General features: G+C 71.3%; 15 protein-coding genes. 10 read left to right on the top strand and 5 right to left on the bottom strand.

Going from position 1 to position 15,769, the window contains the following annotated elements; genetic code table 11:
- The first annotated feature begins 99 nt into the window (after positions 1–99).
- Both tuf and AB0G52_RS19845 read left to right on the top strand, forming a co-directional pair.
- Positions 100–1,293, top strand: coding sequence for an elongation factor Tu (tuf, locus tag AB0G52_RS19850; RefSeq protein WP_132890215.1), 1,194 nt, complete (start codon positions 100–102; stop codon positions 1,291–1,293).
- A gap of 202 nt (positions 1,294–1,495) precedes the next feature.
- Positions 1,496–4,516: a glycosyl hydrolase 115 family protein gene (locus AB0G52_RS19845; RefSeq protein WP_361337570.1), complete on the top strand. Its 3,021-nt coding sequence runs from the start codon at positions 1,496–1,498 to the stop codon at positions 4,514–4,516.
- A gap of 25 nt (positions 4,517–4,541) precedes the next feature.
- On the opposite strand, the gene AB0G52_RS19840 is transcribed toward AB0G52_RS19845, so the two are convergent.
- On the bottom strand, positions 4,542–5,765 hold the full coding sequence (locus AB0G52_RS19840; RefSeq protein WP_361337800.1) for a S41 family peptidase: 1,224 nt from the start codon (positions 5,763–5,765) through the stop codon (positions 4,542–4,544).
- A 289-nt stretch (positions 5,766–6,054) separates the two neighbouring features.
- Between AB0G52_RS19840 and AB0G52_RS19835 the strand changes: the two genes are divergently transcribed.
- The gene (locus AB0G52_RS19835; protein WP_361337568.1) at positions 6,055–6,567 is read left to right on the top strand and encodes a GNAT family protein; all 513 of its coding nucleotides are present in this window, start codon (positions 6,055–6,057) and stop codon (positions 6,565–6,567) included.
- A gap of 17 nt (positions 6,568–6,584) precedes the next feature.
- On the opposite strand, the gene AB0G52_RS19830 is transcribed toward AB0G52_RS19835, so the two are convergent.
- Both AB0G52_RS19830 and AB0G52_RS19825 read right to left on the bottom strand, forming a co-directional pair.
- The gene (locus AB0G52_RS19830; protein WP_361337566.1) at positions 6,585–6,980 is read right to left on the bottom strand and encodes a hypothetical protein; all 396 of its coding nucleotides are present in this window, start codon (positions 6,978–6,980) and stop codon (positions 6,585–6,587) included.
- Complete coding sequence (locus AB0G52_RS19825) at positions 6,977–7,852, bottom strand: helix-turn-helix domain-containing protein (protein WP_361337564.1); 876 nt, start codon at positions 7,850–7,852, stop codon at positions 6,977–6,979. Before AB0G52_RS19825 ends, AB0G52_RS19830 begins: the two co-directional genes overlap by 4 nt.
- Positions 7,853–8,332: 480 nt before the next feature.
- Between AB0G52_RS19825 and AB0G52_RS19820 the strand changes: the two genes are divergently transcribed.
- Together AB0G52_RS19820 and AB0G52_RS19815 are read left to right on the top strand one after the other, a co-directional pair.
- Positions 8,333–9,208: a helix-turn-helix transcriptional regulator gene (locus tag AB0G52_RS19820; protein WP_361337562.1), complete on the top strand. Its 876-nt coding sequence runs from the start codon at positions 8,333–8,335 to the stop codon at positions 9,206–9,208.
- Positions 9,205–9,432, top strand: coding sequence for a DUF397 domain-containing protein (locus AB0G52_RS19815; protein ID WP_361337560.1), 228 nt, complete (start codon positions 9,205–9,207; stop codon positions 9,430–9,432). The genes AB0G52_RS19820 and AB0G52_RS19815 overlap by 4 nt, the downstream gene beginning before the upstream one ends.
- 145 nt (positions 9,433–9,577) lie before the next feature.
- On the opposite strand, the gene AB0G52_RS19810 is transcribed toward AB0G52_RS19815, so the two are convergent.
- Entirely contained in the window at positions 9,578–9,925 is a 348-nt protein-coding gene (locus AB0G52_RS19810; protein ID WP_361337558.1) for a hypothetical protein, read from the bottom strand.
- A 78-nt stretch (positions 9,926–10,003) separates the two neighbouring features.
- On the opposite strand from AB0G52_RS19810, the gene AB0G52_RS19805 reads away from it, so the two are divergent.
- From AB0G52_RS19805 to AB0G52_RS19785, 5 genes are all read left to right on the top strand, one after another.
- A complete protein-coding gene (locus tag AB0G52_RS19805) occupies positions 10,004–10,651 on the top strand; it encodes a hypothetical protein (RefSeq protein ID WP_132890206.1) in 648 nt (215 codons plus the stop codon).
- 59 nt (positions 10,652–10,710) lie between these two features.
- Positions 10,711–11,022: a hypothetical protein gene (locus AB0G52_RS19800; RefSeq protein WP_361337555.1), complete on the top strand. Its 312-nt coding sequence runs from the start codon at positions 10,711–10,713 to the stop codon at positions 11,020–11,022.
- Between the two features lie 317 nt (positions 11,023–11,339).
- Positions 11,340–11,549 carry a hypothetical protein gene (locus AB0G52_RS19795; protein ID WP_361337553.1) on the top strand — a complete coding sequence of 70 codons (210 nt, stop codon included), beginning with the start codon at positions 11,340–11,342 and terminating at the stop codon, positions 11,547–11,549.
- 50 nt (positions 11,550–11,599) lie between these two features.
- Positions 11,600–12,214, top strand: coding sequence for a hypothetical protein (locus AB0G52_RS19790; RefSeq protein ID WP_361337551.1), 615 nt, complete (start codon positions 11,600–11,602; stop codon positions 12,212–12,214).
- 61 nt (positions 12,215–12,275) lie between these two features.
- Entirely contained in the window at positions 12,276–12,866 is a 591-nt protein-coding gene (locus AB0G52_RS19785) for a hypothetical protein (RefSeq protein WP_361337549.1), read from the top strand.
- Positions 12,867–12,917: 51 nt separating this feature from the next.
- Here the strand turns inward: AB0G52_RS19785 and AB0G52_RS19780 are convergent, their stop codons facing one another.
- Positions 12,918–15,767, bottom strand: coding sequence for a poly(A) polymerase (locus AB0G52_RS19780; RefSeq protein ID WP_361337547.1), 2,850 nt, complete (start codon positions 15,765–15,767; stop codon positions 12,918–12,920).
- Positions 15,768–15,769: the final 2 nt, after the last annotated feature.

Below are 15,769 nucleotides of genomic sequence, written 5' to 3'. Positions count from 1 at the left end.
ATTCGTGGCGGATCGGCCCGGGGCCCGGGACCCAACAGCAAAGATCACCTGGCGCCGATTGAACCAAGGCGTACAGAACCACTCCACAGGAGGACCCCAGTGGCGAAGGCGAAGTTCGAGCGGACTAAGCCGCACGTCAACATCGGCACCATCGGTCACATCGACCACGGTAAGACGACCCTCACGGCCGCCATTACCAAGGTGCTGCACGACGCGTACCCGGACCTGAACGAGGCCACCCCGTTCGACAACATCGACAAGGCGCCCGAGGAGCGTCAGCGCGGTATCACCATCTCCATCGCGCACGTCGAGTACCAGACCGAGGCGCGCCACTACGCCCACGTCGACTGCCCGGGTCACGCGGACTACATCAAGAACATGATCACCGGTGCCGCCCAGATGGACGGCGCGATCCTGGTCGTGGCCGCCACCGACGGCCCGATGCCGCAGACCAAGGAGCACGTGCTCCTGGCCCGCCAGGTCGGCGTGCCGTACATCGTCGTCGCCCTGAACAAGGCCGACATGGTGGACGACGAGGAGATCCTGGAGCTCGTCGAGCTCGAGGTCCGTGAGCTCCTCTCCGAGTACGAGTTCCCGGGCGACGACGTCCCGGTCGTCAAGGTCTCGGCGCTCAAGGCGCTCGAGGGTGACGCCCAGTGGACCCAGTCCGTCCTGGACCTCATGAACGCTGTCGACACCTCCATCCCGGAGCCCGAGCGTGACGTCGACAAGCCGTTCCTGATGCCGATCGAGGACGTCTTCACGATCACCGGTCGTGGCACCGTCGTCACCGGTCGTATCGAGCGCGGTATCCTCAAGGTCAACGAGACCGTCGACATCATCGGCATCAAGACCGAGAAGACCACCACCACGGTCACCGGTATCGAGATGTTCCGCAAGCTGCTCGACGAGGGCCAGGCCGGTGAGAACGTCGGTCTGCTGCTCCGCGGCATCAAGCGCGAGGACGTCGAGCGCGGCCAGGTCATCATCAAGCCGGGCTCGGTCACCCCGCACACCGAGTTCGAGGCGCAGGCCTACATCCTCTCCAAGGACGAGGGTGGCCGCCACACGCCGTTCTTCAACAACTACCGTCCGCAGTTCTACTTCCGTACCACGGACGTGACCGGCGTCGTGACCCTCCCCGAGGGCACCGAGATGGTCATGCCGGGCGACAACACTGAGATGAAGGTCGAGCTCATCCAGCCCATCGCCATGGAAGAGGGCCTGAAGTTCGCCATCCGTGAGGGTGGCCGCACGGTCGGCGCCGGCCAGGTCACCAAGATCAACAAGTGATCTCGGCCCGTAAGGGCTGACCTGGTAGGTCTCTGAATGGCCCGTACGACTTCGGTCGTACGGGCCATTCGGCGTGTCCGGGCGTGTCCGAGGCGGTAGGGCGGGCTCGAAAGTATTCGGCGGGTACGACCCCTGGCTCCCGGGAGCCACTCCCTCCACCATTTGTCATGCCGCTGACCAAATTCGGGTGGAGGGGTGAGGCATGTCCGTGCGTCGGAGGACCGTCCTGGGGGCGGGGCTGGGGGCCGGGCTGGCCACCGTGCCCGCGCTGTCGTCGGGCGTCGCGTGGGCCGGAGGTGAGCGTGCGCCGCGGGTGACCGACCCCGGCGCGTACATCTCCTTCACCGGTGGGGCGTTCTCTCTGGTGGGCGTCCCGGTCGTGGTGAGCCCGGACGATCACCCAGGGGTCGTACGGGTCGCGGGCGACCTCCGTGCCGACCTCGAACGGGTGACGGGGACCCGGTCGGGCGCCACGATCGCCCGCCGCGCCGTCCTCGTCGGCACGATCGGCCGCAGCCCGCTGATCGACGGCCTCGTGGCCGCCGGGAAGCTGGACGTGACGGGGGTCAGGGGGCGTTGGGAAACCTCGCTCCAGACGGTGGTCGAGCATCCGATGCCCGGGGTGGAGAAGGCCTTCGTCATCGCGGGCAGCGACCCGCGCGGCACGATCTTCGGGGCGTACGACGTCTCGTACGGGCTCGGGGTCTCCCCCTGGTACTGGTGGGACGACGTGCCGCCGGTACGGCGGGCCGGGGCATGGGTCCTGCCGGGCAGGTTCACCCAGGGGACCCCCGCCGTGAAGTACCGCGGCTTCTTCATCAACGACGAGAACCCGGCCCTCGGCACCTGGGCGCCCGCCTACTTCGGACCCGGTAAGGCCCCCGGCTACCCCGGTGGCTTCACCGCGGACTTCTACGCCCGGGTGTTCGAGGTGCTGCTCCGGCTGAAGGGCAACTACCTCTGGCCGGCGGTGTGGGGGCGGGCCTTCGCCGAGGACGACCCGGAGAACCACCGGCGGGCCGCCGACTACGGCGTTGTCATGGGCACGTCTCACGAGGCGCCCATGATGCGTGGCATCGAGGAGTGGAACCGGCACGCGACGGCCGGCGCCGACCCCTACGGGGGCACGGGCGAGTGGTCGTACCTCCGCAACCCCGAGGCGATCCGGGCCTACTGGCGGGCCGGCATCCAGCGCATGGTCGACGAGGGGTTCGAGGGTGTGGTCACGCTCGGCATGCGCGGCAACGGCGACACCGGCCTGCCCGACGGCGACGGCATCGAGCTGATGCAGGAGATCATCACCGCGCAACGCCGGATCATCGAGGAGGTGACGGGCCGGCCGGCCGCCGAGACCCCCCAGGTGTGGACCCTGTACAAGGAGGTCCAGCGCTACTGGGACCGCGGCCTGCGCGCCCCGGACGACGTCACGGTCGTCCTGACGGACGACAACTGGGGCAACATCCGCAAGCACCCCTCGCCCCAGGAGCCGCGCGGCGGCGGATACGGCCTCTACTACCACTTCGACTACGTGGGCGCGGGCCGCAACTACAAGTGGGTGGACACGGCGAACCTCCGCAACGTCTGGGACCAGCTCCACCAGGCGCACGCCTACGGCAACCACGGCCTGTGGGTGGCCAACGTGGGCGACCTGAAGGGCAACGAACTCCCGACGGAGTTCTTCCTCACCTACGCCTGGGACCCGTCGCGCTGGGACGTCGACCGGCTGGGGGAGTGGGAGCGGCGGTACGCGCGGCAGAACTTCGGCGCCGCGGTGGCCGACGACGCGGCCGAAGTCCTCGCCCGGTACGGCCAGTTGCAGGCGCGCCGCAAACCCGAGCTGCTGAACCGCCGGATCACCCTCTCCGACACCGGCGAGGTGGTGTACGACGACCAGCAGACGCCCTTCTCCTTCGGCCACCGCGAGCTGGAGCGGGTCACCGAGGAGTGGCGCGAGCTGGACGGACGGGCGGCGAGGATCGCCCGCCGGCTGCCGGAGGCGAGCCGGGACGCGTGGTTCGAACTGGTCGGGTACGAGGTGGCGGCGACCGCGAACCTGTACGCGCTGCGGGAGGCCGAGTTCACCAACCTGCGCTACGCCCGGCAGGGCCGGGCGGCGACGAACGACCGCGCGGCGGACGCGGAGCAGGCCCTGCTCCGGGACTTCGCCCTGGCCGACCGCTTCAACTCCGAGGTGGCGGGCGGCAAATGGCGCGGCTTCCAGACCCAGCCGCACATCGACTACGGCGACGTGGCCCGGTACGGCCCCAACGCGCCCTGGCAGCAGCCGGAGAAGGACAACGTGGCACTGCCGGACGTGCTCTTCCCCGCGGTACGGCGGATCGAGGTGCCGCAGGCCGCCGGGCTGGGCGTCTGCGTGGACGGCTCACCGGACGCGGGGGCCGGGGAGCTGCCGCCGTTCAGCCCGTACCAGACCCGGCCGCAGCAGTACGTCGAGGTGTTCAACCGGGGCCGTACGCCCTTCGACTACCGGGTGGAGAGTTCGGTCCCGTGGCTGGTGGTGGACCGGCCGCGGGGCCGGGTGGAGCAGCAGGTGCGGGTGGAGGTACGGGTGGACTGGTCCCGGGCGCCGGACGGGCGGTCCTCAGGGACGCTCACGGTGAGCGGGGCGGGGGAGTCGGTGACGGTGCGGTGCGTGGCGGAGCAGCCACCGGCGCGGGGATCGCACGGGTCACGGGGGCTGCGGGGGTTCGTCGAGGCGGGCGGCTATGTGGCGATCGACGCGGAGCACCACGACCGTGCGGTGGGGTGGTGGCGCCGGCTGCCGGGCATCGGGCGGACCGGGGCCGGGATGACGGCGTGGCCGGTGACGGGCGGCTGGGGCGGCTCCGCGGCCTCCTGGCCCCGGCTGGAGTACGAGGTGAGCCTGGTGTCGGCGGGGGAGGTGACGGTGTGGGCGTACCTGTCCCCGCGCAACCCGTCGCTCGGCTCCCCGGGGCTGCGCTACGCGCTGTCCTTCGACGACGACGAACCCCAGTCGGTCGACATCACCGCGGGCGCGGACGACGGCCTGCTGAACACGGTGTGGGCGCGGAACACGTCCGACAACGTGAACCGGACGGCGACCCGGCACACCCTGACGGCCGGGACCCACCGCCTGAAGTTCTGGTCGGTGGACCCCACGGTGGTGGTGCAGCGACTGCTGATCGACACGGGCGGCCTGACCCCGACCTACCTGGGGCCGCTGGAGAGCCGGCGGCTCTAGGGTCCCGTCGGTGGCGTGGCGCAGGTCAGCGGGCGGGCCGCAACAGTGCCACCGCCCGGTCGAACGCCGAGTCCCGGTTCTTCGCGAACTCCTCGTCGGTGAACACCGGTTCGGTGATGTCCGGCGGGATGCCGGCGCCGTCGAAGGTGCGGCCGGTGCGGGTCAGGAACTCCTCGTTCGGGAGCCAGGCCGCCATGCCGTCGGGGAGGTAGCGGACCAGGATGTCCGAGAAGACGCCCTGGGTCGGCTGTCCGATGCGGACCGTGCGGCCCGGACGGTCGATCAGGGCCTGGGTGAAGGTCTCACCGGCGCTGATCGTCGAGCCGCCGGTGAGGAGGGCGACCGGGCCGGTGTAGCGGGGGCCGCGGGCCGGGGTGACGCGCACCGGCTCGGGCGGGGTGTGACGGGACGGGTCGGCGGGGTCGTTGCGGACGCGCTTGGAGTAGGCGACGTACGGGGTGTCGGTCAGCCGTTCGGCGATGTGGATGCCGAGGGCGTCCGAGCCGCCGCCGTTGACGCGCAGATCGATGATCAGACCGCGCAGGGAACGCGTGCGGGCGGGGGTGAGGACGGTGTTCAGCATCCGGTCGAGTTCGGTGAGGTCGGCGGCGTACGAGTCGTCGTCCGGGTCGTACCCGTCGAAGTCGGCGATCCGGAGGTAGCCCAGGCCGCCGTCGAGGTCCGCGTAGGTGATGAGGCCGTCCGCGAAGTCCTGCCGGCCGGTGGCCCCCTTCAGGTCGCGGGCGACGACGAACTTCTTGACCCTGGAGTCGAGTTCCCGGCCCGGCGCGGTGGTGCCCGGCCGCACCACACCGTAGGTGCGGTCGCCGTCCTGGACGAGGACGTGCGCGTCGTGCAGGGGTTCGATCATGCGGCTGAAGATGCCGAAGAGCTCGGAACGGGGGGTGTTCTCGTGCACGAGCGGCCGGTAGTGGTCCCGTACCGCGTGCCAGTCGATGCCCTTGGCCGCGAAGAAGGGGTAGTTCTCCTCGAAGGACTGCCAGAAGACGTCGAAGGAGGCGCGGGGGTCGGTCGAGGACGGGCGGGTGCAGGCGGCCGGCAGCGCGCTGATCCGCGTGAGCCGCCGGTGCCCGACCGCGCTGTCGTCGCCGAGCAGGGCGTGCCGGGTGTCGGAGGCGAGCCGCAGGGTGAGGACGTCACCGTCGGAGTCGTACGTCCCCTGTTCCGCCCTCGCCTTCGAGAAGTCCCCCTTGAGGCAGCTGACGGCGGTCGTCTGGTACTCCTGCATGCCCCGTGCGCCCACGGTGACGAGGGTCCCGTAGCCGTCGGTGCGCCACACGCCGTCCAGGCCCGTGCCGGTGCCGGGCGCTCCCGGTGCCGTGGCGGCGAGGGCGAGGGCCAGGAGGAGAGCTGCGGTCCCGACGACGTTTCGCACGATGGCGTCCTTCCACCCACACGCGACTGACGCTTGTGCCCTCACGTTGCCGGACGTCGGGGCTCCCGGCCATCCGGCAGACGGGGGACTCCGGGGCCGTACGGAGCGAGCCGCTCCGAGGCCGGTCGCGTAGATTCTCCGGATGACCGTGCTGCGTGGCGCCTCCGTGGCCCTCCGCCCCAGCGTGCGCGAGGACATCCCTCCCCTGGCCGCCATTCGGGCCACACCGGAAGTGCGCGCACGATGGCGGGGCGGGGACGATCTCGAGGCAGACGTCGCAGCAGACCTCGAAGACCCTGACACCCGGTGCCTGACCGTCGACCACGGACGGCGGATCATCGGCATGATCCAGTGGTACGCCGAGGAAGAGCCGGACTACCGGCACGCCGGCATCGACCTCTTCCTCGATCCCACGGTGCACGGCAGGGGGCTGGGCACCGACGCCGTACGGACACTGGCCCGGCATCTCGTCGACGTCCACGGCCACCACCGCCTGATCATCGACCCGGCGGCCGACAACATCGCGGCGATCCGCTGCTACACCAAGGTCGGCTTCAGGCCGGTCGGCATCATGCGGCAGTACGAGCGCGGCCCGGACGGCACCTGGCACGACGGCCTCCTGATGGACCTCCTGGCCACCGAACTGGTGCGCTGAGCGCTCCGCGCGAGCACTTATGCGGGCTGCTCGAAGAGCTCGGCCGTGGTGGTGGCCGTGGCGGCGCGGGTCAGCCAGGTGGTGAGGGTGTCGTGGTCGTCGCAGGAGGTGATGCGGTCACGGGCTTCGTCGCCGACGTCGACGCCACGGCCGCCGAGGACGACGAGGAGGGCTTCGGCGAGGCCCTCGGCGCGCAGGGCCTGAGCCGTCTGGGACTGGAAGATGGAGAGGTCGACGGCCATGAGGTGCCTCCAGAGGTCCGCGGCCGGCGTCTTGCCCAGGCCTTGTTCGGTCAGCTCGATGTAGATGCTCGCGGTGTCTTCGTCGTCGGCCTGCAGGCCCTTCGGGGCGGCTGCCAGTGCCGTGAGGGGAGTCGGGGTCTCTCGTCGTCGTCGTGCGGACCTGGGGGTCATGCCGCTTCCTGCAGCGGCTGGTGGGGACGGCAGTCACGGCAGTGGCCGGGCTCCGCCGCGCGGAACGGGCGGTCGCAGCCGTCGCAGTCCTGGAAGGGGAGCGGGCGCGGCGGGGCGGGCGGCGGTGGCGGAGGCAGGTGCTCGGTGAGGCGGTGGGCCAAGAAGCCCGCCGGGTGCAGGAGCGGCTCGGTCGGGAGGCCGGACGTGAGGGCGCGGCGTACGGCTTCGGGCGTGGCGCCGCGTTCCAGCCAGGCGTCGACCGCCGGGGCGAGCCGTCGTACCTCGCGTTCGGGGAGGAGGAGGCGGGGGTCGTCGTGGTGGAGGCGGGCGAGGAGGGTGGCGGCTGGGCGCTGCGGGTCGGGGGCGCTGCGCGTGGGTTCCGGCAGAGGCGGCTTCGGCGGGCGCGGCGGCGGTGCTGCCGGGAGGTGTGCCCGCTCTGGGCGCGGTGCCGGTGCCGGTGCCGGTGTCAGTGGCGGTGGCGGCGTAATCTCGCGTACCTCCTCCGCCCCCGTCGGCCGGTTGTACGACACCGTCCGCGAGACCACCCGGCCGTTCGGTAGCCGCTCACGCGTCCGGGACAGGTAGCCGTGGGCCTCCAGTTCGCGCAGCGCCGCCGCGATCCGCACCTCTCCCTCCGGGAAACGCGCGGTCAGGGACTTGATGTCCACGCGGGCGCCGGTCGGCAGCGACTGGATGTGCCCCGCGAGTCCGATCGCGGTGAGGGAGAGTTCGCGGTGCTGGAGAAGGCGGTTGTCGACCACCGTGTACCGGGTGGTGAGCCGGACGTTCACGTGGGTCACCCCGTACGAGGGGTTCGACCCCGGAACGGCTGACCGGGCGCGCGAGGGCGCGCTAGTGTGCTCTGCATCCATCGGGAAGTTGCAGTCTTCCTAGGTGGTCAGGCCCTCGATCGGGATCGCTACTCCCGGCCGGGGGCCGTCGTATGTGCGGGGGTGGCCGTCTGCGTGCTCGCACGGTCACCCGGTGTCGTCGCGGCGAGCATATGCCGGGCAACCGGCACCGAATCCAGCCCAGTTGGCCATGTTCACTCCGGAGGGTGACGGGCGGCGGCGGGGAGGCGGGTGGGGTTGGGTAGGGGGATTTCCCTGGGTTTTTTAACTACTTTGAGGCGGGCGTCACCGCCTCGCGGCGGACCGCGTGACGGTCGGTTCAGGGGGTGGCGAATCTCTGTTCGCGTCACTCGGTGTGGTCGCCTGCGCCTACCGTGATCAGTGACGGAGTCGCTGCGTACGGTCACTGTCCGCTGCTTGTCCGGTGTCGGGCGGGCTGTCGGACGCGGCCGCACGGGTAGGGCGCCGTCGAGGCACGGTCGTACGACGGAGGGGTCCGGGATGAGCGTGGACGGCGCTGTGGTGCGACTCAGGAGCGAGGCGGACGAGCCGGGTTGGGAGGTGGATCCCGACGACGAGTGGGGTGTCGCGGTCATCGCGACCGTCGGGCGGCAGCTGAAGCTGCGGCGGGAGGCAGTGGGGATGCGGGCCGCCGAGTTCGGGGTGGCGGTCGGGTACGGCGAGGACATGGTCTACAAAATCGAGGGTGGGAAGCGGATTCCGCGGCCGGAGTATCTGGACAGGGCGGACGAGGTGCTGGGGGCGGAGGGGCTGCTCTCGGCGATGAAGGAGGACGTACGGCGGGTCCGGTACCCCAAGAAGGTGCGTGATCTGGCCCAGTTGGAGGCGAGGGCGGTGGAGCTCCAGCTCTACGACCCGCTCAACATCCACGGGTTGTTGCAGACACCCGAATACGCGCGCGGGCTGCTGCTGATGCGTCGCCCGGCGTACACCGGGGACGAGGTGGAGCGGTTCATCGCCGCGCGCGTGGCCCGCAAAGCCGTCTTCGAGCGGGACCCGGCGCCCGAACTCAGCTTCGTTCTGGAGGAGTGGACGCTCCGGCGTCCGCTCGGCGGGCGGACCGTGCTCCGTCAGCAGCTGGAACACCTCCTGGAGGTGGCGCAGTTGCGGAACGTCGAGCTTCAGGTGATGCCGATGGACCGTGAGGAGCACGCGGGGCTGGCCGGCGGAATCGAGGTGTTGAAGTCCGAGGACGGCTCGGCGGTGGGCCGTTCGGTAGCAGTGGCCGGCGGCCGACCGGTGTTCGACGCGAAGCAACTCCGTATCCTTGAGCTGCGGTACGGCATCATCCGGGCGCAGGCGCTCACGCCACGTGAGTCGACGGCCTTCATCGAACAACTGCTGGGGGAGACATGATCCGCAAGACCACGGCCGAGGACGCCTCCGGTCTGACGTGGTTCAAGAGCAGCTACAGCAGCAGCAGTGAAGGCGACTCCTGCGTCGAAGTCGCCCTCGGTCCCGCCACCGTCCACATCCGCGACTCGAAGAACACCGCGACCCCGTCCCGCGGCCCCCACCTCACCTTCCCGCCCGCCACCTGGACGGCCTTCCTCTCCCACGCGGCCGCCGCCGGGGAGTGAGGTACGCCTGCGCCGCTCCGCGAGGTCGGCGACCCTTCCGGGCGGCCCTCGCGGTCGAGTGCGCTCTTCAGCAGGGCGCGCTGCACGTCAGTGATGAGCGGGGCGGTGTCCAGGGTGGCGTGAGCCTGTGCGCGGAGGACGCGGTCTACTCCGCGTTGTTCCCGCCACCACCCTGTTGCTGCTGACCCTCCGGCCTTACCGCGTCCTTCGCCTTCTTCGCGAGGTCGTCGTCCAGCTTCTTGAACTCGCGGACCACGGTGTCGGACATGTCGGCGAGGGAGTCGATCTGCTTGGTGATGTCCTCGCGGCCGTCGTGCCAGTTGGACTCGAAGTCGTCGAGGGCGTTGTAGACCGTGCTGCTGCCGACGTCGTCCTGGTAGGACTCGAACATCTTCTTGGTGTGGTTGAGACGCTCCTTGATGGAGCGCAGCTTGCGGCCGTAATCCTCCAGCTCGCTCAGCGGTATCGCGAGGTCGCTCTTGCCGTTGCCCACGTGACCGTCCCCCGTTCGCGCATCTCGTAGTCTGGGCCGCACCGTATATCAGATCATCGGACGGGGGCGGCGTACAGCATGGCGCGCTATATGGAGACGCTCACCATCGAGCGCGGCGGTTTCCGGATCAAGGTGCCGGAGTCGTGGTGGGAGTTCGACGTGCGGCCGGAGTCGCGGGACGACTCGATCCGGCGGATGGTGAACGAGCGCGTCGCCCAGCACCCGGAGCTGGCGCAGTACCGGGACACGTACGTCGGCTTCCTGCGCAAGTCCGCGGCCGACGCGTGGAAGTCGGGCGCGATGTACTGCGGCTGCATGGCGGAGAGCTTCGGCGGGGACACCCCGATCACGGGCTCGGTAACGGTGTCGCTGGTCGGCGGCCGGACCCGGGAGGGCGCGCCGCTCTCCAACGACCCCGCCGCCATCGCCGCCCAGCTCGCCCCCAAGGAGGCCCACCGGGAGGGCGACTCCTGGCGCAAGGTGACGACCGTCGACATCCCGGGAGTCGGTCCGGCCGCCCGGACGTACGGCATCGAGGACATCCCGGTCCCCGAGGACAGCCTGGGCCGCACGATCCGCGCGGTCCTGATGCAGACGTTCATCCCGGTCCCCGGCCAGGAGGGCAAGGTCGCCCTGGTGGCCGGCAGCAGCCAGGTCCTCGACCTCGCAGACTCCTTCTTCGACATCTTCGACGCGATCACGTCGACGTTCCGGTTCGCGGACTGAGCGGGCCGGTGAGGTGCGCAATATCGAGAAGGTCATGAGCAAGGAGGAGTGGGCCAGTGGTGCCGGTTGACGAATTGGGCGGGTGGTACGAACGACTGCGTGCCGAACTGGACCCGGCGCGTTATTCGGTCGAGTGGCAGGGCCCGGCGCAGGGCCGTTCTCCGCAGGCCGCCGTTCTGAACGTCGACGGCCCCGATTGCCTCGCCCAGTTGACCGTGTGGGACACAGGCGAGGCTCAGCTGGCCCTGGGAGACGTGCCCAGCGGCGCGGTCTCCGACGAGCATCTGCGGCTGTCGGACGCGGCAGCGCTGGCTGCTACGGTCAGCCGGATGACGGGGTGGGTGACGAGGGGCCGGGGTACGGGTGTCTGACCCACGTCACCCTGCCCTGAACCGCAGGGACAGTGTGGCTCGGCCCGGTGGCCGGTAAATGGTTGACGTAAGTGTCGAATTGGGTCGGCTGTCCGATCTCGACGAACTCAGCGGCCAAGCTGTGGAGGGAGTCCTCACCGCCGCCGGGTGGACGGGAGAGCGCCGGAACCCCGCGAAGGCCTGGGCCACCACCTGGCGGCGCGAAGGCGCCAGCGCATGGGTGCAGGGGAACGCACCTGTGGAGGTGCAGTTCACTCTCTGGCACCGCGACGTCGAGGACGAACGGGTGGACCCGGACACCTACATCGAAGAGATCTATGAAGCGGCAGTGGCGGAACTCCCCACGGTCGTCTCGCAGCTGCCTGACAGGTGGCGAGGACTTCATCGATCACCGGGCGTGGCTCGTCGCGGACAAGGTCGTTCTGGCCGGGGTCAAGCACAGTGACACCGACGCGCCTGTCCAACTCGTCGTCGTACTTCGCGAGGACACCCCCGATGCCGACGACGAGGATGACGACTGGGCGTGACGCGCCCGAGGCCGACGGCGTCTGCAGGGCTGGCTTCCGGGCATGACTCCATGACCTCTGACCCGACCTCCGTATCGCCCCCCTCGGCCCCCTCCGCTGTGTACCGCCTCCTGGCCGGCACGGGGCACCTGCGGACGTTGCGCCTGGGAGATTCGCTGATCGATCTCAAGCGCCGGCAGTTCCAGGGACCGCAGGTCGCTCTGCCGGACGTGTTCGAGGCCGAGTGGACCGGTGACCCCAAGGCGCCCAGGGTCGAGTTCGCCTCCGACTATCCGGGTGCCCCGATCCTGAGCCGACGCCTTGTCGACCGGGTCGGGCAGGAGCGGCTGGAGCAGGCCGGGCGGCTGGTCCCCGTCCGTACGCCGGGTCCCGTACAGGACGAGTACGCCCTGTACGTGGTGGAGCCTCTCGTGGACTGCGTGGACACTCGCAGGTCGGACCGGCCGAAGAAAGCCACCGGGGAGATGAGGAAGATGGTCTTCCGTTCAGAGGCGGTGCCTGCCGAGTTGCCGGCGTTCCGGGTTCCGCAGTTTCCCGTCGCGGTGTGCTGGACCGGCTGGATGCGTGATCTGCTGGGCGAGATCCTCGGAGACGGTCTGGAGACCCGCCTGCTGTGGTCACCGGATCCCTCGGCGGCTCCGCACCCCGATCCGTGGGGCTTGTGATCCCGGCACGCGCGGCGCTCCCGATCGGCCGGTCCTCTGACCTGTATGGATGGGTGACGCGATGTCTGGCACGTCCCGGCGGGGCCCGGCGGTCTACCGGCTCCTGCCGAGCCTGAGCGACTACGAGACGCTGCGTCTGGACGGTGCCGACCAGAGCAGGCTCATGCGGTGGCAGCGGAGCGGGGACGAAGCGGACCGGCCGACCGCGCTGCGTGCCGAATGGATGGACGACTCCGCGCCGAAGAGCGAGTTCCCGAGCGGCAGTCCCGGAGCGCCCGTGCTCAGCCGCCGTCTGGCCGAGGAGTTCGGGGACGAACTGCTGTCGGCCGGGAGCCTGGTACCCGTCGAGATCCGCAACGGCAAGGGCGACGACTACGTCCTGTACCTCGTCGATCAGGTGGTCGACTGTCTCGACCCCCGCAGGTCGTCCAAGCCGAAGCGGAACGGCGAGATCAAGAAGCCCGTGTACCGTCCCGAGGCACTGCCGACCCGGCTGCCTGCGTTCCGCCTGCCGCAGTTTCCTCGTGCCGTCCAGTGGAACGGTTGGGCCGTCGAGCGGTTGCTCGACCTCGCGGGGGACCAGATCGAGGCCCGTCTCACCTGGTCGGAGGATCCCGCGGCCAAGCCCCATCCCGACCCCTGGGGATTCTGACGAGTAGGGCGCTGCCAGGGGGACCGTGCGCGCCTTGTCCGACGCAGGGCCTCAGCGCAAGGTCGGTACCCCGCCCCCCTCGGCCCGCGTCAGCGTGACCCCGGGCAGGCCGCGCAGTCGGCGTTCCGCGAGGGACGTGAGGTGGTCGGCGGTGGGTGGGGTGGTGCCCAGGCCGATGGCGTAGCGGAGCGGGGTCGTGGTGAAGGGGCGGGGCCAGGCGTGGCAGTCGGGAGCCGACGTCGAGAGGTCGGTGACGAGCGCGCGCATCCTGCCGCGCACCCGGCCCTCGTCCGCGTCCGGCCCCACCGTCAGGACCGCCCAGGCCGCGTGGCGGCGGTGGAGCGGGGGAGGGGTGAGGAGCTCGGCCCTGGGGTAGGGGTCCGTGGTCGCGTCCAGCAACTCCCAGGCGCGGAACAGCTCCTGGGTCACCAGGTCGCGCATGCCCGCCGTGACCTGGTCGGTGCAGGGGCGGACAGGGGCGGAGGGCGTCGTGATGGTCAGGGGCAGAAGGGGCAGGAGGCGATCGGCTGTCCCGCCCACCGGCTCCCGCCAGTCCCAGGCCGCCCACGTCGCGAAGAAGTGCCGTAGGAGAGCGCCCGGTGCGAGGTCGCCGGCCTCGGCCGTGGTGCGGGCGGCCAGGACGGACCAGGCGAGGCCCGGCAGCCCGCCGAACGGTGCCGAGTCCAGGCCCCGGGCCTTCGCCCACTCCTTGACCTGCCTGGCCAGCCGGGTGAAGGCAACCCCGTGCCCGCCCGCCGACGCCAGCACCGCCTCCGCGTCGCTCACCGCGCTGAGCGCGATCGCGGCGTCCTCGCCCAGCTCGGTCCGGCGTGAGACCGCCTCGGCGGGGGCCGTCGCACCCGTGGTGACCACGACCAGGTCGACGTCCAGGCCGCCGGTCCGCAGCCGCAGACCGGGGACGCGGGCCCCGACCACCTCGCGCACATCCGCCGCCTCGGGGAGGACGGCGGCCAACCGCGCCTGTACGGCGGAGAGTTCGACCGTGCCCGGCAGCACCGCGACCAGGTCCAGGTCCGCGCCGGGCAGCGCGCAGCCCATCCGCCGGGAGCCGACGACATGGACCACGCCGTCGGGGAACGCCTCCCCGATGCGGTGGGTGGTCTCCTCGGCCACCCGCGCCACCCTGTCCTCGGCACCGGCACCGGCACCGGCACCGGCACCGGCACCGGCACCGGCACCGGCCTCGTCGACCCGCGCGGCCTCCTCCGCCCACCGCACCTCGCCCGTTCCCAGCGTCACCGTGGCCCGCACCCGCATCGGCTCGTCCCCGCGTCGCGACAGCAGGGCCAGCTCGCCGACTCTGACCGGCATCGGGGCGAGCCGGGCCGCGCAGGCGGCGGCCAGGGCGTTCGGGTCGGTGGTGCGGCCCAGGCTGAGGTGCGGGGTGAACCCGGGGCGGCGGCCGCCGCAGCGGGGGAAATGGCGCAGGAGCGTGCGGTGCAGGTCGGCCCAGGGCTTCTCGCCCGCGGCCGCGGGGTCGAGCCAGACGGTCGCGTCGTCCCGGTGGCCGAACCAGTGCACCCCCTCCAGCCGGGCGTCGAAGGGCGCGGTGTCGGCCGTCGCCAGCACCGCCACCGCCCGCTCGAAGGCGTGTTCCGGTACGAATCCGAAGAGCAGGTTCACATGCGGGGGCCAGCGTCGGACCTGCGGGTCGTGGTCCCGGCGGATCTCCTGCAGCGGGGCCCACAGCTCCTCGGGCGGGAGCCACGCCAGCGCCGTACGGGGCGTCGGTCCTTCGGTGAGGAAGTCCTCCGCCTCCGCCTCCGGAGCGCCCACCGCCAGCTCGGCCAGGACACCGTAGTGGTCGGAGATGTACGTCCCCTCCGCCGAGGGCACGTCACCGCACAGGTCGGCGTGCCGAACCCGCAGCGCCGCCCCGCGCAGCAGTACCCGGTCCAGCCGCGAGGCCCGGCCCGTCAGCGACGAGACCGCGGCCAGCGGATTGCGGCCCGGGTCGAAGGTCGGGGTCGTGTCGTCGGCGCCGTGCACCTCGCTCCACGCGTCCCGCAGGCCCAGGGTCAGCTGCGGTGCGGAGCCGCCGTCGTTGAAGTCGCCCATCAGCAGCAGATCGGCTTCCACGCCCGCCAGGCCCTCGGCGACGCGGGTGAGTTCCGCCGTGCGCCGGTCGGCGCCGTTCTCCGAATGGTCGCTGCTCAGATGGGTCGCCGCGACGACCACGGGCCGTCCGGCCGCCGCCACCACGAGGGCGGTCACCGCCTTGTGCGGGCCCAGTTCGTGGTGCGCCGCCTCGATGACGGGCAGCCGGCTCAGGAGCAGCAGCCCGCACGCGTCGACGTCCCGCCCCCTCGGGTCCGTGCCCAGGGTCCAGTCCGCCCGTACCCATTCCTCGGCCAGCAGCAGGGCGAGGAGTTCCGCCTCCACCTCCTGCAACGCGATCACGTCCACGTCCGCGTCGCGCAGCGCCCGCAGCAGCAGAGGCCTGCGCCGGGCGGTGTCGATGCGGTCGGCGTCGTACCGGTCCCAGAGCGTGTTCCAGGTCAGTACCCGGGGACCCCCCGACGCCCGGGTACCGCCGGACCGGTCCTCGCGCCGGGAGGAGGCGGGCCCCCAGTCCGCGCCGTCCCACGCGTACGGCGTGCGGGCCGTGAAGAACGGTGCCCGCAGCAGCCGGGCCTCCCGGACCCGCCCCGCCTCCGTCGCGTCGATCCGGTCCACCCCCGTGGCCCGGTCCCACACCACCTCGCCGTCGGCCTCGATGAACAGCACCCGGTGCCAGGGGATCTCACCCCCGGGCACGAACGCGGGCAGCGGGACACGCTTCGGCGCGGCGTCGCGCCGGCGGACGCCGAGGACGAAGCGGGCCGGGTCGAAACGCGCGTCCCAGCGCACCCGGTGGTAGATCTCCTCGCTCGTACGCACGC

Source organism: Streptomyces sp. NPDC021562 (genome assembly GCF_040640875.1).
Classification (GTDB): domain Bacteria; phylum Actinomycetota; class Actinomycetes; order Streptomycetales; family Streptomycetaceae; genus Streptomyces.
The sequence above is the reverse complement of the archived record's forward strand: the minus strand, read 5'-3'. Positions and strand labels throughout refer to the sequence as shown.

Coding starts and splice junctions, on each gene's coding strand:
- AB0G52_RS19790 (WP_361337551.1), top strand. CDS start 11,600: ATGACCTCTGACCCGACCTCCGTATCGCCCCCCTCGGCCCCCTCCGCT.
- AB0G52_RS19805 (WP_132890206.1), top strand. CDS start 10,004: ATGGCGCGCTATATGGAGACGCTCACCATCGAGCGCGGCGGTTTCCGG.
- AB0G52_RS19835 (WP_361337568.1), top strand. CDS start 6,055: ATGACCGTGCTGCGTGGCGCCTCCGTGGCCCTCCGCCCCAGCGTGCGC.
- AB0G52_RS19815 (WP_361337560.1), top strand. CDS start 9,205: ATGATCCGCAAGACCACGGCCGAGGACGCCTCCGGTCTGACGTGGTTC.
- AB0G52_RS19840 (WP_361337800.1), bottom strand. CDS start 5,765: ATGCAGGAGTACCAGACGACCGCCGTCAGCTGCCTCAAGGGGGACTTC.
- AB0G52_RS19795 (WP_361337553.1), top strand. CDS start 11,340: ATGAAGCGGCAGTGGCGGAACTCCCCACGGTCGTCTCGCAGCTGCCTG.
- AB0G52_RS19820 (WP_361337562.1), top strand. CDS start 8,333: ATGAGCGTGGACGGCGCTGTGGTGCGACTCAGGAGCGAGGCGGACGAG.
- AB0G52_RS19845 (WP_361337570.1), top strand. CDS start 1,496: ATGTCCGTGCGTCGGAGGACCGTCCTGGGGGCGGGGCTGGGGGCCGGG.
- AB0G52_RS19785 (WP_361337549.1), top strand. CDS start 12,276: ATGTCTGGCACGTCCCGGCGGGGCCCGGCGGTCTACCGGCTCCTGCCG.
- AB0G52_RS19825 (WP_361337564.1), bottom strand. CDS start 7,852: ATGGATGCAGAGCACACTAGCGCGCCCTCGCGCGCCCGGTCAGCCGTT.
- AB0G52_RS19830 (WP_361337566.1), bottom strand. CDS start 6,980: ATGACCCCCAGGTCCGCACGACGACGACGAGAGACCCCGACTCCCCTC.